Source organism: Cellulosimicrobium sp. EB106-03-01-XG111 (assembly GCF_058792115.1).
This window is the reverse complement of sequence record NZ_JBYTEQ010000007.1, coordinates 18819-37647: the sequence shown is the minus strand read 5'-3', so window position 1 is coordinate 37647 and position 18829 is coordinate 18819. Positions and strand designations below refer to the sequence as shown.

The 18829-nt window shown below is 77.5% G+C and carries 18 protein-coding genes; 6 read left to right on the top strand and 12 right to left on the bottom strand.

Annotation, left to right across the window (positions count from 1 at the left end):
- Positions 1-24: 24 nt before the first annotated feature.
- The 3 genes from AC3WT4_RS08370 to AC3WT4_RS08360 all read right to left on the bottom strand — a co-directional run bounded on the left by AC3WT4_RS08370 (position 25) and on the right by AC3WT4_RS08360 (position 2901).
- Positions 25-387 carry an NADH-quinone oxidoreductase subunit A gene (locus AC3WT4_RS08370; RefSeq protein ID WP_021481795.1) on the bottom strand — a complete coding sequence of 121 codons (363 nt, stop codon included), beginning with the start codon at positions 385-387 and terminating at the stop codon, positions 25-27.
- Between the two features lie 121 nt (positions 388-508).
- Positions 509-1810 (bottom strand): geranylgeranyl reductase family protein, encoded by a 1302-nt coding sequence (locus tag AC3WT4_RS08365; protein WP_492315227.1) that lies wholly within the window; start codon positions 1808-1810, stop codon positions 509-511.
- A gap of 395 nt (positions 1811-2205) precedes the next feature.
- Complete coding sequence (locus AC3WT4_RS08360) at positions 2206-2901, bottom strand: demethylmenaquinone methyltransferase (RefSeq protein WP_108050269.1); 696 nt, start codon at positions 2899-2901, stop codon at positions 2206-2208.
- 63 nt (positions 2902-2964) lie between these two features.
- Here AC3WT4_RS08360 and AC3WT4_RS08355 point away from each other — a divergent pair, with 63 nt between their 5' ends.
- Complete coding sequence (locus AC3WT4_RS08355) at positions 2965-4329, top strand: isochorismate synthase (RefSeq protein WP_492315226.1); 1365 nt, start codon at positions 2965-2967, stop codon at positions 4327-4329.
- 202 nt (positions 4330-4531) lie between these two features.
- Here AC3WT4_RS08355 and AC3WT4_RS08350 read toward each other — a convergent pair whose 3' ends face one another.
- The 6 genes from AC3WT4_RS08350 to pdxR all read right to left on the bottom strand — a co-directional run bounded on the left by AC3WT4_RS08350 (position 4532) and on the right by pdxR (position 12112).
- Entirely contained in the window at positions 4532-6166 is a 1635-nt protein-coding gene (locus AC3WT4_RS08350) for a S1C family serine protease (RefSeq protein ID WP_492315225.1), read from the bottom strand.
- A gap of 95 nt (positions 6167-6261) precedes the next feature.
- On the bottom strand, positions 6262-8166 hold the full coding sequence (menD, locus tag AC3WT4_RS08345; RefSeq protein WP_492315224.1) for a 2-succinyl-5-enolpyruvyl-6-hydroxy-3-cyclohexene-1-carboxylic-acid synthase: 1905 nt from the start codon (positions 8164-8166) through the stop codon (positions 6262-6264).
- Positions 8163-9161: an o-succinylbenzoate synthase gene (locus AC3WT4_RS08340; RefSeq protein WP_074808809.1), complete on the bottom strand. Its 999-nt coding sequence runs from the start codon at positions 9159-9161 to the stop codon at positions 8163-8165. The genes menD and AC3WT4_RS08340 overlap by 4 nt, the downstream gene beginning before the upstream one ends.
- A gap of 89 nt (positions 9162-9250) precedes the next feature.
- Positions 9251-9970 (bottom strand): DUF1345 domain-containing protein, encoded by a 720-nt coding sequence (locus AC3WT4_RS08335; RefSeq protein ID WP_108051267.1) that lies wholly within the window; start codon positions 9968-9970, stop codon positions 9251-9253.
- 34 nt (positions 9971-10004) lie between these two features.
- Positions 10005-10616 carry a TetR/AcrR family transcriptional regulator gene (locus tag AC3WT4_RS08330; RefSeq protein ID WP_051028633.1) on the bottom strand — a complete coding sequence of 204 codons (612 nt, stop codon included), beginning with the start codon at positions 10614-10616 and terminating at the stop codon, positions 10005-10007.
- A 32-nt stretch (positions 10617-10648) separates the two neighbouring features.
- Positions 10649-12112 carry a MocR-like pyridoxine biosynthesis transcription factor PdxR gene (gene pdxR / locus AC3WT4_RS08325; RefSeq protein ID WP_492315223.1) on the bottom strand — a complete coding sequence of 488 codons (1464 nt, stop codon included), beginning with the start codon at positions 12110-12112 and terminating at the stop codon, positions 10649-10651.
- Positions 12113-12178: 66 nt separating this feature from the next.
- On the opposite strand from pdxR, the gene AC3WT4_RS08320 reads away from it, so the two are divergent.
- Complete coding sequence (locus tag AC3WT4_RS08320; RefSeq protein ID WP_492315222.1) at positions 12179-13108, top strand: EamA family transporter; 930 nt, start codon at positions 12179-12181, stop codon at positions 13106-13108.
- On the top strand, positions 13105-14112 hold the full coding sequence (locus AC3WT4_RS08315; protein WP_492315221.1) for a 1,4-dihydroxy-2-naphthoyl-CoA synthase: 1008 nt from the start codon (positions 13105-13107) through the stop codon (positions 14110-14112). The genes AC3WT4_RS08320 and AC3WT4_RS08315 overlap by 4 nt, the downstream gene beginning before the upstream one ends.
- Positions 14113-14121: 9 nt before the next feature.
- Here AC3WT4_RS08315 and AC3WT4_RS08310 read toward each other — a convergent pair whose 3' ends face one another.
- Together AC3WT4_RS08310 and AC3WT4_RS08305 are read right to left on the bottom strand one after the other, a co-directional pair.
- Positions 14122-14379, bottom strand: a complete 258-nt coding sequence (locus AC3WT4_RS08310) for a hypothetical protein (RefSeq protein ID WP_108051261.1) — start codon at positions 14377-14379, stop codon at positions 14122-14124.
- 131 nt (positions 14380-14510) lie between these two features.
- A complete protein-coding gene (locus AC3WT4_RS08305) occupies positions 14511-15581 on the bottom strand; it encodes a DUF3048 domain-containing protein (RefSeq protein ID WP_074808797.1) in 1071 nt (356 codons plus the stop codon).
- 96 nt (positions 15582-15677) lie between these two features.
- Between AC3WT4_RS08305 and AC3WT4_RS08300 the strand changes: the two genes are divergently transcribed.
- Positions 15678-16982, top strand: coding sequence for an AMP-binding protein (locus AC3WT4_RS08300; RefSeq protein WP_492315220.1), 1305 nt, complete (start codon positions 15678-15680; stop codon positions 16980-16982).
- Between the two features lie 83 nt (positions 16983-17065).
- Positions 17066-17935: a 1,4-dihydroxy-2-naphthoate polyprenyltransferase gene (locus AC3WT4_RS08295; protein ID WP_074808794.1), complete on the top strand. Its 870-nt coding sequence runs from the start codon at positions 17066-17068 to the stop codon at positions 17933-17935.
- Between the two features lie 55 nt (positions 17936-17990).
- On the opposite strand, the gene AC3WT4_RS08290 is transcribed toward AC3WT4_RS08295, so the two are convergent.
- On the bottom strand, positions 17991-18302 hold the full coding sequence (locus tag AC3WT4_RS08290) for a DUF4229 domain-containing protein (protein WP_074808792.1): 312 nt from the start codon (positions 18300-18302) through the stop codon (positions 17991-17993).
- A 31-nt stretch (positions 18303-18333) separates the two neighbouring features.
- On the opposite strand from AC3WT4_RS08290, the gene AC3WT4_RS08285 reads away from it, so the two are divergent.
- Positions 18334-18801 carry a PLD nuclease N-terminal domain-containing protein gene (locus AC3WT4_RS08285; RefSeq protein ID WP_074808789.1) on the top strand — a complete coding sequence of 156 codons (468 nt, stop codon included), beginning with the start codon at positions 18334-18336 and terminating at the stop codon, positions 18799-18801.
- Positions 18802-18829 lie beyond the last annotated feature (28 nt).

Here is an 18829-nt window from a genome sequence, read left to right as displayed (position 1 = left end):
CGGGACCCACGCTGGGTGCCACCGTCAGTCCCACTCGAGGCCGCCGCGGCGCCACTCGTAGACGAACGGGACGGTGATGAGCGCGAGGAACGCGAGCATCGCCACCAGCCCGAACGTCGCGAGCGTCGCGAAGTCGACGGCCCACGGGTAGAGGAAGACGACCTCGATGTCGAAGACGATGAACGTCATCGCGACGAGGTAGTACTTGATCGGGAAGCGCCCGCCGCCGACGGCGTGGGGCGTGGGCTCGATGCCGCACTCGTAGGCGTCGAGCTTGGCGCGGTTGTACCGCTTGGGGCCGATGACCGCGCTCGCGGCGACGCCGCCGAGCGCGAGCACGGCGGCCACGCCCATGAGGACGAGCAGCGGGACGTACGGGTTGGTCATCGTCGACTCCTCGAGTGGGGGCTCGGGACGGGTCTCCCCGGACGGCGTCGTCCGGGTCCGCGGTCAGGTGGTGCGAGTGCCGGCGCTGCGTGGTGCGCGGGTGCCGGCCCACCTCGTGGGCTCATGACGATGGCACCACCCTGGTCAGCCCGGCGATGACGCGGTCGACCCAGTCGCCGCCGCGGGGCTCGTAGCAGTCCGACAGGAGCTTGAGGACGAACCGCATGACGACCGGGCGCGGGAGCCCGTAGCGCGTGCAGATCCGCATGATCTCGGGGTGCTCGATGAGCTTCACGAAGTACCGGCCGAGCGTGTAGTAGCCGCCGAGCTCGCGCCGCATGAGGCGCGGGTACGTCTGCAGCGCACGCTCGCGGCCCGCGTCGGTGAGGCGCACGCGGGACTGGGCCACGACGTCGGCCGCGGCCCGCCCGGCCTGCATCGCGTACGCGATGCCCTCGCCGTTGAACGGGCTCACCATGCCGCCCGAGTCCCCGACGAGCAGCACGCCGCGCGTGTACAGCGGCGTGCGGTTGAAGCCCATGGGCAGCGCCGCGCCGCGCACCGGGGCGAGCCGGTTCTCCTCCGTGAACTCCCACTCGGCGGGCGCGTTGCGCATCCAGGTGGCGAACAGGTCCTTGTAGTCGACGTTGGCCGCGGACTGCCGCGCGGGCGTCGAGCTGACCGAGCCGAGGCCGACGTTCGCCGTGCCGTCGCCGAGCGAGAAGATCCAGCCGTAGCCCGGCAGCAGGTTCGACTCGCGGGGCTTGCCGTCCCACAGCTCGAGGTGGGACTCCATCCACGGGTCGTCGTGGCGGGGCGTGCGGAAGTAGGTCCGGACGGCGACGCCGATCGGGCGGTCCTCGCGCCGCGCGAGGCCGAGGGCGAGCGCGAAGCGGGACGAGACGCCGTCGGCCGCGATGACGACGGGCGCCCGGTAGGTGACCTCGTCCCCGGCGCGCCGGCCCTTCTCGTCCACGGGGCGCGCCGTGACGCCGACGACGCGGCCCGTGCGCTCGTCGAGGACGGGGCCGGTGACGGCGGTGCGCTCGAGCAGCTTGGCGCCGGTGCGCTGCGCGTGCTCGGCGAGCGTGCGGTCGAACGAGTGGCGCGCGCGGGCCATGCCGTAGCTGGGGTACGACGCGAGGTCCGGCCACGCGAGCTCCCACGAGCGGCCGCTCGCGACGACACGCAGCCCGCGGTTGCGGATCCAGCCGTCCTCGACGCGCGTGGGGACGCCTATGCGCACGAGCTCGGCGACCGCGCGCGGCGTCAGGCCGTCGCCGCAGATCTTGTCGCGCGGGAAGGCGGACTTCTCGAGGAGGAGGACGCTCAGGCCCGCGGCGGCGCAGTAGTGGGCGGCCGCGGAACCGGCCGGGCCGGCGCCCACGACGATCACGTCGGCGTCGTCGAGCCTCGCGCCCACCGTGCCCACCTCGCCGTCCCGTCGTCGGAGTCCTCGTGCGATGCTCCACCGTGGCCCGGCTCGGGACACGGTGCATCCACTGTCCTTGTGAAGTCGGTCACAATGGACACCGCCACTCTAGTCACTCCGGACGGGAGATGTGTAGCAAGGCGACCCTTCCCTGGGAGATCCTGTGACGAAGGTCCTGGCACCCGGCGACGACCGGCCCTGGGGACGAGGACTCGCGGGCAAGGGGGCCGGCGCCGCGATGGCCTAGCCTCCCGCGCGTCTGTGCCCGCCCGGGGCGCCGTCGTCCCAGGTCAGCGCCGCGCACGCGCGCCGCCGGGGTCGCGCGCCGCCGGGGTCGCCGAGAAGGCCCCGCGCGGCACGCGCGGGGCCGTGGACCTGGCGTCCCGTCAGGCCGGGCGCACGCCCCGGTGCAGCGCGACGATCCCGCCGGAGAGGTTCCGGTAGGCGACCTTCTCCCAGCCCGCGCGGAGCAGGAGACGGCCCAGGCCCTCCTGGTCCGGCCACGCGGCGATCGACTCGGCGAGGTACTGGTACGACCCGCCCTCGCGGGTCACCGCCGAGGCGATGCGCGGCAGCGCCTGGACCAGGTACTCCTGGTACAGGACGCGGAACGGCGCCCACGTGGGGGTCGAGAACTCGCAGATGACCACGCGCCCGCCCGGTCGCACGACCCGCAGCATCTCGCGCAGCGCGCCCTCGGTGTCGACGACGTTGCGCAGCCCGAACGAGATCGTCACCGCGTCGAACGTGCCGTCCGCGAACGGGAGCCGCGTCGCGTCCCCGGCGACGAACGGGAGGTCCGGACGGCGCTCCTTGCCCACCTGGAGCATGCCGAGGGAGAAGTCGCACGGGACGACGCGCACGCCGTCGTCGGCGAACGGCTCCGAGGACGTGCCGGTCCCCGCCGCGAGGTCGAGGACCTTCTCGCCCGGGAGCGCGCCGATCGCGCGGACCGTCGCCCGGCGCCACGCGCGGTCCTGCCCGAGCGACAGGATGTCGTTGGTCAGGTCGTACCGGGAGGCGATCCCGTCGAACATCGACGCGACCTCGGAGGGCTTCTTGTCCAGGTTGGCACGGGGCATGCCGCCCATGCTTCCACGTCCCCGCGCCCGCGGTCGCACCGTCGCGGCTTACGCTGGGAGGCGATGAGCGCAGAACCGTCGGCCACCGCCGCACAGCCCCACCCGCTGGTCGTGAGGACCACCCGGATCCCCGACCTGCCCGGCGGTCTCGACGCCCTCGTCGACCTCCTGCCCGACACGCGACCCCTCGCGTGGGTGCGCCGCGGCGACGGGATCGTCGGCTGGGGCGAGGCGCTGCGGCTCGAGACGTGGGGCCCGGGCCGGTTCGCCGACGCCGAGGCCGCGTGGCACGAGACGCTCGCGCGCGCGGTCGTGCGCGACGAGGTGGGCCTGCCCGGAACGGGCCCCGTCGCGTTCGGCTCGTTCGCGTTCGACGACTCCGCGCCGGGCGACGACGCGCACGACCCGGTCCGGGCCGGCGGGGTCCTCGTCGTGCCGCGCGTCGTCGTCGGGCGGCGTGACGGGCACGCGTGGCTCACGACCGTCGACACCGCCGGCTCGCTGTCCTCCTCCCCCACGGACGCCCTGCGCCGCACGCCGCGCGAGCCCGTGCGCGCGCCGGGCGAGGTGGCCTGGCACGACGGCGCGCTCGGCGCCGACGACTGGGCCGCCGTCGTCGCGGAGGGCGTCGAGCGCATCCGCTCGGGCGCGCTGGAGAAGGTGGTGCTCGCGCGCGACGTCGTCGCCCACACGAGCGAGCCCGTGGACCCGCGCTGGCTGCTCGCCCGCCTCGCCTCGGCCTACGAGGCGTGCTGGACGTTCTCGGTCGACGGGCTGGTCGGCGCGACCCCCGAGCTGCTCGTCCGCAGCGAGAAGGGCCTCGTGACGTCCCGTGTGCTCGCCGGCACGATCCGGCGCGGCGGCCTGTCCGACGACGAGGCGCTCCTGCGGGCCGCGCAGCTCGCCCGGTCGTCGAAGGACCTGGAGGAGCACGAGTACGCCGTCCGGTCGGTCGCGCAGGCGCTCGCCCCGTTCTGCTCGTCGATGAACGTCCCCGACTCGCCGTTCGTGCTGCACCTGCCGAACGTCATGCACCTCGCGTCCGACGTGACGGCCGTCCTCGCGCGCGGCGCGAGCGGGCCCGGCACGACGGGTCCCGCGGCCGGGCCGACGAGCCTCGCGCTCGCCGCCGCGCTGCACCCCTCCGCGGCGGTGTGCGGCACGCCGACCGTCGTCGCGCGCGACCTCATCCGCGAGATCGAGGGCATGGACCGCGGCCGGTACGCCGGGCCGGTCGGGTGGCTCGGCGCCGACGGCGACGGCGAGTGGGGCATCGCGCTGCGCTCGGCCGAGCTGTCGGGCACCGACCCGCGCTCCGTGCGGCTCTTCGCCGGGTGCGGGATCGTCGCGGCGTCCGACCCGGCGGCCGAGGTCGCCGAGTCCGAGGCCAAGCTCGAGCCGATGCGCTACGCGCTCGGCGACGCCTGACGCCCCACCGCCCCGCGTCCATACCCCGGCGAAGACCCCCGGCGGAAGACCCCCGGCGGGAGACCCCGGACGACGACGAGCGGCCGGCACGGAGTTCCGTGCCGGCCGCTCGGTGCGGTGGGCCGCCGGGGCGGGGACGTCCCCGACGGCCCACCGTCCCGCCACGGTCAGAGGAGGTGGCGGGACGGGGTGCGGCGCCGGGTCAGCCCTGGCCGCCGAAGAACCAGTCGAACGGGTTCGGGACGTTGCCCGGGTCGGTCGGGTCGCCCTGCTGACCCTGGTCGCCGCCCTGGTCGCCCTGGCCGGGGAGCTGGCCCTGGCCGTCCTGGCCGGGCAGCTGGCCCTGGCCGTCCTGCGACCCCTGGCCGGTGGTCTCGTCGTCCGCCGGGCGCGTCGCGAGGGTGACGTCGAGCTCGAGCGTCTTGCCGTCGCGCACGACGGTGAGCTTCGACTCGGCGCCCGCGGCCCGCTCGCGCACGAACGCGGTGAGCGACTCCGCACCGCCGACCGAGTGGCCGTCGATGGCGACGATGACGTCGCCCGAGCGGATGCCCGCGTCGGCGGCCGGCGAGCCGTCGGTCACCTCCTGGACCTCGGCGCCGCGGCGCGTGACGCCGTCGGCCGTCGCGGTCGCGTCGGCGAGCGTCACGCCGAGGAACGCGTGCTCCGCGGTCCCGTTGTCGACGAGCTGCTGACCGATGGTCTTGGCGAGGTTCACCGGGATGGCGAACCCGAGGCCGATCGAGCCGGACTGCGTGCCGCCGCTCGACAGCGTCGCGATGGACGACGTGATGCCGATGACACGACCCTGCGCGTCGAACAGCGGGCCGCCGGAGTTGCCCGGGTTGATCGCGGCGTCGATCTGGATCGCGTTGGTGACGACGGACGTGCCGCCGCCCTCGCCCGACGCGGACACCGGGCGGTCGACGGCCGACACGATGCCGGTCGTGGCCGTGTTCGCGAGGCCGAGCGGGTTGCCGACCGCGAGGACCGACTCGCCGACGCTCACGTCGTCGGAGTCGCCCAGCGTCGCGGGCTGCAGGTCGTCCGGGGCGTCGACGAGCTGTACGACGGCGAGGTCCGTCGCCGGGTCGAGCCCGACGATCTTCGCGTCGAACAGGCGGCCGTCGCTGAGCGTGACCTGGACCGTGTCGTTCTCGGCGCCGGACACCACGTGGTTGTTCGTCACCACGTGGCCCTTGTCGTCGATGATGACGCCCGAGCCCTCGGCCCCGCCCTGCGGGGTCTGGACCTGGATCGCCACGACCGACGGCGCGACGGCCTTCGTCACGGCCTCCCAGTCGGGGTTCTGCGACGACGAGTCGGCGACGGGCGCGGCCGACGTCTCGTGCTGCTGGCCGACGTCGGCGAGCGACGCGGTGTCCTGGTCCGCGCCGAACGCGCCGGTGAGCCCGGCGGTGCCGACGCTCGCGAGGAGCGCGGCGGCGGCCGCCGCGCTGACGACCGGCACCCAGGTGCGGCGACGCTGCGGGGCGCCGCTCTCGCCGGCCATGGTCGGCGCGGGCGGCGCGGGCGGCGGGCCGAAGCTGCCGGACGGCGTGTGCGCGCCGGGCGCGCCCTGCGCGGGGCGCGCGTACGGGTTGGCCGGCGCTGCGGCGGGCGTCTGCCCCGCGGGCGCGGTGGCGTGGCTCGTCGGGGCGGGCTGCGGCGTCGTGAGGTGCTGGACGGGGTGCGGCGGGAGCGGCTGCGTCGGGTGGCCGGTCGGGTGCGCCGACGGCTGGACCCGTGCCTGCTCGCCCGAGGTCGCGGCCGGCAGCGGCTGCGTGGCGTCGGGCGTCGGGGTGGGGGTGGGCTCGGTGCCCGGGGTGTTCGTCATGGTGGGCCTCCTTCTTCTGCCCACTACTTCACACCGCCGCGCTTGAACGACGCTTGAACGAACCTGGGAGTCCGCTGCGAGTTTCTTCTCGCCCCTCAGCCGCCCGAGGACAGCGCCGCGCGCACGGCCGCCCGGACGTCGTCCGCGAGGCGCAGGCCCTCGCGACGACGGTCCGCGCGCCCGACACGCACCTCCAGGACCTGCACGCCGTGGCTCGGGGCCGCGAGGGCGTGGCGCAGCGAGGGGACGTCCTGGACGAGCTGGTGGTCCACCCCGTACCCCGCGCACAGCGGCGCGAGGTGCGCGCCGTGCGGCGTCGCGAAGACACGCTCGAACGTGCGGCGCGCGCCCGCGGACGACTCGCCCAGCGCCCCGGGCTCGAGCCCCGAGAAGATCGCGCCGCCGTCGTCGTTCACGACGACGAGCTGCAGGTCGGCGTGCGGCTCGTCCGGTCCGCGCAGCAGCCCGCCGACGTCGTGGAGAAAGGTGAGGTCGCCGAGCAGCGCGCGCGTGCGCCGGTGGCCCCGGCCCGTCGCGAGGGCCGCGCCGAGCGCCGTCGACACGGTGCCGTCGATGCCCGCGAGCCCGCGGTTGGCGAGCACGCGCGGGCCGGGCCCGTCGAGGCCGAGCACGAGGCCCAGGTCGCGGACCGGGCTCGACGATCCCACGACGAGCAGGTCGTCCGGGCCGCCCGCCGCGGCGACCGCGCGTGCGACGCTCGGGCCGTCCGTCCGGGCCCCGTCGGTCGCCGCCGCGACGACGTCCGCCGCCGCGGCCGACGCCGCCCGCCACCGCTCGGCCCAGCCCGTGGCGGGCGCGGGGTCGAGCCAGCCCGCGGGCACGACGGGGAGCACGGTCGAGGCGTTGCGTGCGGCGTCCGGCCAGGGGCGCGAGCCCGGCGCCACGACGGTCACCGCGACGTCACCTCGGCCGAGCAGGCGCTGCACCGGCCGCGAGAGCGTGGGCCGCCCCAGCACGACGACGTGCTCCACGTCGTCCACGAGAGCGTCGGCCCCGAGCACGAGCGGGTGGGCGACGACGAGGCGCGGGCCGCCCGCCGCCCCGGACGACGGCTCGGCGAGCAGCGGCCAGCCGCGCGCCTCGGCGAGGTCGCGCGCGACGGGGCCCGCGCCGTCGCCCGCGACGACGACCGTCCGCTCGCCGGGGGCCGGCAGCGCGACCGGCGCGACGGGCGTGCCGAGCGGCTCCGTGACGTCGCCCGGCGCGACGGCGGTCGGCACCGCCGCGGGGGCGGCCGGCACCACGACGACCGGGCGGACGCCGCGGGGGTCCGGGCCGACGGCCGCGGGCGCGCCGAGCGCGTCGGGCACAGCGGGTCCAGCGGGCCCAGCGTCGGGAGGGGTGCCGGGCAGCCCGGCGGGCACGAGCGGCTCGCGGTAGGCGAGGTCGAGGTGCACCGGGCCGGGGTGCCCCGAGCGCGCGCCCACGGCCTCGGCGAGCGCGCGCGCCGTGACGGCGAGGAGGTCACGGACCTCGCCCGGGCGGCCGTCGGGCGCCGGGACGTCCGCCGCGAACCGCGTCGCGGGACCGAAGATCCCGGCCTGGTGGGTGGTCTGGTTCGCGCCCGTGCCGCGCAGCTCGTGCGGCCGGTCGGCGGTGAGGAGCACGAGCGGGACGCCCGTGTGGTGCGCCTCGAGGACCGCGGGGTGCAGGTTCGCGACGGCCGTGCCGGACGTCGTGACGACCGCGACGGGCCGGGGCAGCGCGACGCCGCCGCGCACGAGCGGGCCCGCGCCGCGCGAGAGCCCGACGGCGAGGAACCCGGCCGCGCGCTCGTCGACGCGCACGTGCAGCGTGAGGCGGCCGAGGTCGGCCGCCGCCGCGAGCGCGTACGCGAGCGGGGCGCTGCGCGACCCGGGGGCGAGCACGACGTCCGCGACGCCCTCGAGCGCGAGGCGGTGCACGAGCGCGAACGCGCTGCGCACCGCGGGCGGCTGGGCGTCCAGGCCGTCGAGCAGCGGGTCGACGGCGGCGCTCATCGTGCCCCTCCCGCGAGCGCGAGGCCGGCGACGCGGTCGAGCCGCGCCCGCCACCGCCGGTCGGTGTCCGCGTCGGGCGCGGTCGCCGCGAGCGCCGCCGCGCTCGGCGCGGGGCGGGCCACGGGCAGGGCCCCGTCGACGGGCACGAGCGGCTCGGCCACGACGTCGGCGGCGAACAGGTTCACGGTCGCGAGGCCGCACGCGTAGGGCAGCGCGGGGAGCGCGGCGGCGAGAGCGACGCCCGCGGCGATGCCGACCGACGACTCGAGCGCCGACGACACGACCACGGGCAGGCGCACCTGCTCGGCGAGGTCGAGGCACGCGCGCACACCGCCGAGCGGCTGCACCTTGAGCACCACGACGTCGGCCGCGTCCGCGCGCACGACGGCGAGCGGGTCCTCGGCGCGCCGGATCGACTCGTCCGCGGCGACGGGCACGGCGGTGTCGCCCCGCTGGCCGCGCCGCACGGCCGCGAGACCGGCGACGTCGGGGCACGGCTGCTCGACGTACTCGAGCCCGCCCGCCGCGCGGTCGAGGTGCGGGAGGCGGCGCAGCGCCTCGTCGGGGTCCCAGGCGCCGTTCGCGTCGACGCGCACCCGACCGTCCGGGCCGAGCGCGTCGCGCACGGCCTCGAGACGGGCGACCTCGGCGTCGAGGGGTTCGAGCGCGCCGTCGGGTCCGCGCTGCGCGACCTTGACCTTGGCGGTGCGGCACCCGCCGGACGCGGCGACGAGCTCCCGGGCGCGGTCCGGCCCGACCGCGGGGACGGTCACGTTCACGGGGACCCGGTCGCGGACGGGGGCGGGCCAGCCGTCGTCGGCCGCCTCGCGCGCGGCGCGCAGCCACGCCGCGGACTCGGCGTCGTCGTAGTCCCAGAAGGGCGAGAACTCGCCCCAGCCGGCGTCTCCGCGCAGGAGGACGCCGTCGCGCGCGTCGAGCCCGCGGAACCGGGTGGTGAGTCGGGTGCGGTAGACGACGGCGCGGGAGTCGGGCACGCGCCCAGGCTATGCCACGCGTCGTCGTCGGCCCGCGGCCCGGGCACGGGCGCGGCGCACGGGCACGGGCACGGGCACGGGCACGGCGCTCACGCGTTGACGAGCACCACCACGACGAGCGCGACGATCACGGCGTTGAACGCGAACGCGACGACGGCGTGGGTCGTGACCATCCGGCGCGTGACCGTGTCGAGGACGGTGACGTCGGCGGTCGAGAAGGTCGTGCTCACGCCCGCGGCGAGGTACACGTAGTCGGCGTAGGCGCGCGGTCCCTCGCCGGGGAACGCGAACCCGAGGCCGTCGCCCGCCGCGACGTCGCGCCGCGCGTAGTGCACGGTGTGGGACACGAGCACCGCGACCCACGACACGACGATGACCGCGACCCCCAGGACGGTCAGCGCGGGGGCCGCAGCCCACGCGACGCCCTGGGCGAGGGCGAACCCGACGAGCAGCGCCATGACCGCGAACTGGACGGACCACGCCGTCGACCCGCCGCCGAGGAGCAGCGTGCGGACGCGGCCGCGCCCGTCGGGGTGCGCGCGCAGCAGCGCCCGCTCGAGCTCGGGGCCGCGGCGCCCGGCGAACGCGACGCACGTCAGCGTGCACGAGAGCCCGGCGAGCACGACCCACACGAGGAGGCCCGCCGCCACGGGGACGGTCCCGTCGTCGAGACCGAGCGGGCCCTCGGCGAGGAGCACGACGACCGGGCCGGTCACGAGCGCGACGACGGTGGAGACGAGGGTCCGGGTGGTCTCGGGGACGAGGCGGTCGCGCAGGGCGGGTCGGGCGGTGGACGGGCGTCGGGTCATGGGCCGCGAGGCTACCCGGCCGCTGCGCCCGACCTCAGCGCGGTCCGGGTGCCACGAGCTCGCCGACGAGGCGGACGGCGAGCGCCCGCACGTCGCGCCCCTCGCTCAGCGCGCTCACGGCGGCGCCGTCGACGACCGCGACGAGGAGCGACGCCGCGACGTGGCCGAGTCCCCGGACGGCGAGGAGCTGCGCGACGGCGTCGTCCAGACCCTGCCGCCCTTTCCCGTAGGCCCGGGCGAGCGCCGGGTAGCGGCCCGCGCCGACGAGGTGCTCGTAGAAGCCGCGCAGCTCGCTCTCCCCGCCGGGCGGCAGGACGGCGTCGACGAGGACGCGCGCGTCCTCCCGGGCCCGGTCGCCGCCGCGTGCCGCACGTTCCGCGGCGCCGTGCGCGTGCTCCGCCCACCCGGTGACGATGAGCTCGCCCGCCGCGCCCATGAGGTCGTCGAGGCCGGTGAAGTAGTAGGTGGTGGCGGCGAGCGGGACGTCGGCGCGCGTCGCGACGGCGCGGTGGGTCACCGCAGCAGGGCCGTCCTGGAGGATGAGGTCCGCGGCGGCGCGGACGATCGCGTCCCGGCGCGCGACACCGCGCGCCTGGCGCCGCGGTGCGGGTCGTCGGTCGGCGGTCTCGGTCGGCGTCGTCCCCACCCGCACACCGTAGGGCACCTGCCGTGTGCTCGTCAGGCGGGCAGGCGTCCCGCGCCCGCCGCCCGCAGCGCGTCGACGACGCGCGCGACCTCGGGCTCGCGCACGCGCGCGGTGCCGACGACCACGCCGTGCTCGGTCGGCTCGGCGCGCTCGACGCCCGTCCCGCTCAGGGGCTCGACGGGGACGCCGGCCGCGCGCAGGCCGTCGACCGCCGCGTCCTCGGCCGCCGGGCCGGGGAGCGGGACGACGAGGTGGAGACCCGCCGCGACGCCCCCGACCGTGACGCCGGGCAGGGCCTCGCCGAGCGCGGCGAGCAGCGCGCGGCGCCGCCGCTGGTAGACGACCCGGGCCCGGCGCAGGTGCCGCTGGTACGCCCCCGAGCCGAGGAGCGCCGCGAGCGCCGCCTGCTCGGGGACGGACGTACCGAGGTCGGCGTGGCGCTTGGCCTCGACGAGCGGCCCGACGACGCGCGGCGGCGCGACGACCCAGCCCAGCCGCAGCGCGGGCGACAGGAGCTTGGAGACGGACCCGAGGAGCACGACCCGCTCGGGGTCCAGGGGCTGTACCGACGCCACGGGCCGGCGGTCGTAGCGCAGCTCGGCGTCGTAGTCGTCCTCGAGCACGAGCCGGTCCCCCGCGGCGGCCCACGCGAGCAGCGCACGACGGCGCGCCGGGGCGAGCACGACGCCGAGCGGGAACTGGTGCGCGGGCGTCACGAGCGCCGCGCGCGCGTCCGCGGGTAGCAGGTCGGTCCGCAGGCCGTCGGCGTCCACGGGCACGCCGACGGGCCGGGTCCCCGCGTCGCGCAGGAGCTCGAGCGCGCCTCTCGACGACGGGTCCTCGACGGCCACCGTGACGGGACCCGGGCCCGGGTCCGGCCCGGGCGCCACCCGGCCGTCGGCGAGCAGCCGCGCGAGCAGCGCGAGCGCCTGGGCCACGCCGCTCACCACGACGACGTCGTGCGCGCTCACGTGCGCGCCGCGGCTGCGGCGCAGGTGCTCCGCGAGCGCCGCGCGCAGCGCGGGCAGGCCCTGGGGGTCCGGGTAGCCGAGGTCGGCGTCCGCGAGCCCGCGGACGCCGTCGCGGACCGCGCGCGCCCACGCGGCCCGGGGGAACAGCGCCGGGTCCGGCGTCCCGACGCTCACCGGCCGGGCCGCCGCTGCGCCGGCCCGGGCGGCTCCGGGGCCCGCCTCGCCGAGCAGCACCGCGCTCCGGGCGGACGGCGCCGCGGGGAGCGCCGCGACGACGACACCCGATCGCGGCCGGGACACGAGCAGCCCCTCACCGACGAGCACGTCCACCGCCGTCGTCACCGTGCCGCGCGACACCCCGAGCGCGACGGCGGCGTCCCGGCCCGACGGCAGGACCGTCCCCGCCGGGACCCGCCCCTCGACGACGGCCGCGCGCAGGCCGTCCTGCAGCCAGCGGCCGACGTCGCGCGCGGGGCGCGGACCGAGCGCGAGCAGCAGGGCGTCGGGCGCGAGCCGGGTGGTCATCTGGCCCAGTGAACCAGGCACGACCTGGCCCTGCACCCTGGTCCAACCGGCTCCTACGGTCGAGGCATGACTCCCGCACCCGAGCGTCCCGGCAGCCGACGGACCGGCGACCTGCGCTGCGCCGTCGGCATGGCGATCGTCGGCTCGTCGTTCGTCGCGTCCGCCGCCCTCGCCGGGTTCCCGGTGCTGGGCGGCCAGGCCGCGCGCTACGCCGTCGCCGCGCTCGTCCTCCTCGCCGTCCTCGCCGTGCGCCGGGTGCCGTGGGTCCTCCCCTCGCCCCGCGCGCTCGGGCGCCTGACCGCGCTCGCGGCCACGGGGCTCGTCGGCTTCAGCGTCCTCGTCGTCGAGAGCGCGGGCCGCGCCGACCCGTCGCTCGTCGGGGCCGTCGTGGGCGCCTCTCCCGTCGTCCTCGCGGCCGCGGGCGCCCTCCGGGCCCGGCGGCTCGCGGTCCGCACCCTCGCGGCCGCCGTCGTGGTGACCGCCGGGGTCGTGGTCGTCGAGGGCGGCGGCGCGGGCGACCCCGTCGGCGTCGCGCTCGCGCTCGGCGCGCTCGCGTGCGAGGTGTGCTTCTCCCTCCTCGCCGTCCCCCTCCTGCCGACGCTCGGGGCGCTGCGCGTCTCCGCCTACGCGTGCGTCCTCGCCGTCCCGCAGCTCGCCGTCCTCGGGCTCGTGCGGCAGCGGGTGTCGGGGAGCCCGTTCCTCGCCGTGCCCGACGGCGCCGAGCTCGCCGCGCTCGCCTACCTCGCCGTCGTCGTCACGGCCGTCGCGTTCCTCCTCTGGTACTCGGGCCTCGCGACGATCGGTCCCGCGCGCGCCGGGCTGTTCGCGGGCCTGCTGCCCGTGGCGGCGCTCGCCACGTCGGTCGTGCTCGGGTTCGAGGAGCCGACCGCGCGGTCGGTCGTCGGGACGCTCGTGGTCGGTGCCGGGCTCGTGCTCGGCCTCGCCCCGGCACGCGCACGCCGGTCCCTCGCGCACCGGCTACCGTGGCGGGCGTGAGCAGCACCGACCCCGCCTCCGCCGCGCCCGACCCCGCCGCGCTCCCCCGCCAGGTCTCCGAGACGTTCGACCCCCGCGCCTGGCGCGAGGTCGGCGGCTTCGAGGGACTCACCGACCTCACCTACCACCGCGGCGTCGAGCGCGACGCCGACGGCGCCGTCGTGCGCGACCTGCCCGTGGTCCGCGTCGCGTTCGACCGGCCCGAGGTGCGCAACGCGTTCCGGCCCCACACCGTCGACGAGCTGTACCGCGTCCTCGACCACGCGCGCATGACGTCCGACGTCGGGACCGTGCTCCTCACGGGCAACGGGCCGTCGCCCAAGGACGGCGGGTGGGCGTTCTGCTCGGGCGGCGACCAGCGGATCCGCGGGCGCTCCGGCTACCAGTACACGACCGCGCCCGACGGCGGCGGCGACGTGCACACGCGCGACGCCGTCGACCCGGGGCGCGCGGGCCGCCTGCACATCCTCGAGGTGCAGCGGCTCATCCGGACGATGCCGAAGGTCGTGGTCGCGGTCGTCAACGGCTGGGCCGCGGGCGGCGGGCACTCGCTGCACGTCGTCGCGGACCTGTCGATCGCGAGCCGCGAGTACGCGCGGTTCAAGCAGACCGACGCGAACGTCGGGTCGTTCGACGGGGGCTACGGCTCGGCGTACCTCGCGCGGCAGGTGGGCCAGAAGCGCGCGCGGGAGATCTTCTTCCTCGCACGGGAGTACTCCGCGCAGGACGCGTACGCGTGGGGCGCGGTCAACGAGGTCGCGGACCACGCCGACCTGGAGGCGCTCGCGATCGAGTACGCGCGGGTGATCGCGACGAAGTCGCCGCAGGCGGTCCGGATGCTGAAGTTCGCGTTCAACCTCGCGGACGACGGACTCATGGGGCAGCAGGTCTTCGCGGGCGAGGCGACGCGGCTGGCGTACATGACGGACGAGGCCGTCGAGGGCCGCGACGCGTTCCTCGAGCGGCGCGACCCGGACTGGGGACGCTTCGGCTACGCGTTCTGACGAGCAGGCTCAGGAGCCGCCGACGAGGCTCGTCAGCATCTCGATGAGGCCGCGGCCGACGAACGCCGCCGCGACGGCGAGGCCGAACAGGAGCCCGACGGAGACGACGACCGGGGCGGCCGAGCGGGCGACGCCGGGCTCGTCGTCGCGCGACGCGCGCGGCGCGTACGACGGCGGGAGCGGGGTCTGGTCCGCGCGCTGCGGGGCGCCCTCGGACGGGGTGCGGGGCTGGGACGGGTGGACGGGGTGCGGGACGACGGTTGCCATGACTCCACGGTGCCGCCCGGGACCCCCTCGGCGCGTCGGCCCCGCGGCTCGACCTGGGCGGCGGGCGGTCCCCCTCGGGGCGGAGCGGTCGTACGCCGTGGGGCGGACGCCGTCCGCCCCACGGCGGAGGGTCAGCCGGCGGTCCAGCTCCCCGAGCCGGTCGGCACGAGCTCGATCCACGACGCGCCCGGCTCGAGCTCGACCGGCTCGCCGTCCGCCCCGGTGAGCACGAGCGGGGCCTCGACCCCCTCCTTGGACCACGTCACCGCGACCTGCTTGCCGCCGCTCGCGACGACGCCGTCACCGGTCCCGACGAGCTGCGTCTCGGGGACGGCCACGCCCGCCGGGTCCTTGAACGGCGTGTCCACCATCGTCGCGGCGAGGAGCACGACGTTCGTCGCCGACAGCCGCACCTCGTCCGCGGAGACCGCCGGCCGGTCGCCCTCGCTCCGCACGTAGCGGCCCTCGCCGCCGTCCCACTCCCACACGGCGCGGCTGGCGTGGGTGAGGCGCACGTCGAGCCGGGTCGCGGGAGCGCCCGCGACCGTCGCGGTCGCCGTCCCCGGCTCACGCGCGAACACGAGCTGCGCGGGCGGCGGGGACGTGCGGTCGTCGTCGGCCTGGGCCCAGAACGCCTCGGGGCTGCCGTACACGTTGTGCGGGGCGCGCCGCGCCCGGGTGGTCGTGAAGCCGTCGTCGCCCTCGTCCATGACGACCGACTGGACGCCCGCGGCCCCCACGGCGTCGATGAAGGGCTGCTGCCCGCCCGTGTACGCGAGGACGCCGTGCAGCGGAGCGACGATCGCCGGGTCCATCGGCCGCACCGAGCGGACGGGGCCCACGCTCTCCGGCACCTGCGAGTGGAAGACGGCGACGAAGCGGGTGATGCCGCCCTCGACGACCTCCTCCCACACGACGTCCGCCTGCTCGAGCCCGGTCTGCGGGCGTGCCTGGGGCGCGTTCTCGATCTTCACCGCGAGCGCCGGCCGGTCCGCGACCTCGTCGGCCGCGACGCCCGTGAGCGGCCACACGAGGGGGACGTCCGGCGTCGGGGGGACTCCCTTGGTGCCGGACACGTCCGGCTCGACCGTCGTGGTGCTCGGCGCCGCCGGCTCGCCCGCGCACCCGGCGAGCGCGACCGCCGCCGCGACCACGACCGCGGCGAGCGCGGTCCCCCGGACTCCTCGTCCCGTCCTCGTCACCCTCGACCTCCCCGACGACCCGGGGCCCCTGCCCGTGCCGGCACCACGACGGACCTGTGTCCTCGGCCACGGTACGACCCGACCTAGGCTGATCCGGTGAACCGCGCCGTCGTCCCCGCAGATCTGGACGCTCTCGTCGCGGCGGTCGGGGCCGCGCTCGACGGCGACGGGCCGCCCGTCGCGCCCGTCCCGCTGCTCCCCCGGCCCCCGGGCTCCGGGTCGACCTCGGCCGACGTGCCTGCCGGCACCGCGCTCGTGCTGCGCACGTCGGGCTCGACGGGCGCGCCCCGGGAGGTGCTGCTCGGTGCGGAGGCGCTGCGCGCGTCGGGCGCCGCGACGCACGAGCGGCTGGGCGGACCGGGGCACTGGCTCCTCACGCTGCCCCCGACGCACGTCGCCGGGGTCCAGGTCGTCGCGCGCGCCCACGCCGCGGGGCGCGGCCTCACGGTCGCGCCCCCGGACGAGCCCTTCACCCCGGGCGGGTTCGCGGCGCTCGTCGCGCGCGCCCCGCGCGGCGAGCGGCGGTACGTCTCGCTCGTCCCGACCCAGCTCCACCGCCTCGTCGCGGCGGCGGACGCCGGGACCGACGACGGCGCCGCGGGGCTCGACGCGCTCCGCACGCTCGACGCCGTGCTCCTCGGCGGCGCCGCGACGCCGCCCGCGCTGCTGCGCCGCGCGCGGTCCGCGGGGGCGCGCGTCGTCACCACGTACGGCATGACGGAGACGTGCGGCGGCTGCGTGTACGACGGCGTCCCCCTCCGGGGCGCGCGCGTCCGGCTGGTCCCGGCGGACGACGCGGTCGCCGCGGGCGCAGGCGTCGTCGAGCTCTCGGGGCCGTTCCTCGCGCACGGCTACCTCGGGGAGCCGGACGCGACCGCGGCCGCGTTCCGCAGGGACGACGACGGCACGCGCTGGTTCCGCACGAGCGACGTCGGCCGGCTCGACGGCCCTCCGGACGCGTCGGTGCTCACCGTCCTCGGCCGCGCGGACGACGTGATCGTCTCGGGCGGCGTCAACGTCGCCCCGGCGGCGGTCGAGGCCGTGGTGGGCGAGGTCGCGGGCGTCGGGGAGGCCTGCGTCGTGGGGGTGCCGCACCCCGAGTGGGGCCACGAGGTCGTCGCGGTCGTCACGCTCGCGGGCGCGCAGCGCGACGACGGTGCCACGCCGGGCACGGCGGGCACGGCGAGCACGGCGGGCACGACGGGCGCCGAGGACGTGGCGAGCGCACCGCCCGATCTCGTCGCCGCCGTGCGGGGCCGCGTCGCGGATAGGCTGGAGCGGGCGGCCGCACCCCGCCGCGTGCTCGTCGTCCCGGACCTCCCCCGGCGCGGGCCCGGCAAGGTGGACCGCGCCGCGGTGGCCCGGATCGCCGCCGGGCACGGGCGGACTCCGCCCGGCTGAGCCCGGCCGGCCCACCCGCCGCACGACCGAGACGCACGACCCGAGCCGCACGAACCGAGCCGCACGAACCGAGACGGAGCACCATGGCCAGCACGACCCAGTGGGTCGCGGGCGCACGCCCGCGCACCCTCCCCGCCGCCGCGACGCCCGTCATCGTGGGTTCCGGTGCCGCGGCGCAGGTGGACGGCTTCGCGTTCTGGCCCGCGCTGCTCGCCCTCGGGGTCGCGCTCGCGCTCCAGGTCGGCGTGAACTACGCGAACGACTACTCGGACGGCGTGCGGGGCACCGACCTCGACCGCGTCGGCCCGCTGCGGCTCACCGCGTCCGGGCTCGCGCGCCCCGGGCAGGTCCGCGCCGCGGCGTTCGCCGCGTTCGGCGTCGCGGGCGTGCTGGGGCTCGTCCTGTGCGCGGTCACGGGCCACTGGTGGCTCCTGGCGGTCGGCGCCCTCGCCATCCTCGCCGCCTGGTACTACACGGGCGGGCGGAACCCCTACGGCTATCGCGGCCTCGGCGAGGTCGGGGTGTTCGTGTTCTTCGGCCTCGTCGCGACGCTCGGCACCACGTACACCCAGGCCGGGGTCGTCACGTGGCCGTCCGCGGTCGGCGCGGTCGCCGTCGGCCTGCTCGCGTGCGCGATCCTCATGGTCAACAACATCCGCGACATCCCGACCGACGTCGTCGCGGGCAAGCGCACGCTCGCGGTGCGGCTCGGCGACTTCCGGGCGCGCCGCGCCTACGTCGCGATGATCTGGGTCCCGCTCCTGCTGGCGGTGGTGTGCGCGTTCGCGTCGCCGTGGGCGCTCGGCACGCTCGTGCTCCTGCTGCCCGCCGCGCTCCTCACCGTCCCGGTGATCGCGGGTGCGCGCGGTCCGCTCCTCGTCCCGGTGCTCGCGGGCACCGGCCTGTTCGAGCTCGGCTACGGCGTCCTGCTGGGGGTCGGGCTGGCGCTCTGAGGGCGGCCTCCGCCCGGGCGGAGCGGCTCGGACGTCCCGGCCGGGACGCCCCCGGTCAGCGCGCCGGGGAGGTTCCCGGACGGCCCGTCGCGTCGGCGTCGGCGTCTGCCTCCGCGTCCTCGGCCGCCGCGTCGTCCTCGATCTCGCGGGAGAAGCGCTCGCCCGTCCGGGCGCGGTGCTCGGCCCGGGCGGCGAGGTACCGCGAGGCCGCCTCGCGGGGCTTGCTCAGCGTCAGGTAGGACAGCATGAGCGCGACGACGGCGGCGACGAGCACGAGCAGCCAGCCGCGGAGGCCGGCGAACCAGAGGGCGCCGAGCGCGACGGCGAGGAGCAGCAGACGCAGGACGGAGTAGACGACGACAGGCACGACTCCAGGGTACGGCCCGTAGGCTGGAGCCATGCTCCGCGTCCTGCTCCCGCTCCTCGCCGTCGGTCTCGCCGTCTACGCGCTCGTCGACCTCGCCTCGAGCGACGAGGACGAACGTGGCGGCATCCCCAAGGGGCTGTGGGTCGTGCTCATCATCCTCCTGCCGTTCCTCGGCCCGATCGCCTGGATCCTCGTCAAGCGCTCGGCGTCGCGGTCCGGTACGCGCGCCCGGCCCGCCGGTCGCCCCGGTCCCGGCTCCGCCGCCGGGGGCACGCGGCGGCGGCGCAGCGCGCCCGTCGCGCCCGACGACGACCCCGAGTTCCTCTGGCGCCTCGAGCAGCAGCAGCGCCGCCAGGCCCGCGACGGCTCCCCGACGCCGACCGCCGACGACGCCCCGGCCACGGACGTGACACCCGAGGACGAGCGCACCGACGACGGCGACGCGCGCCGCCCCGGCGCGAGCAACCCCTCGGAGGACGGCGACGACGCGACGCGCTGAGGCGCCCCCGCAGGGCCCCAGGCTCGCG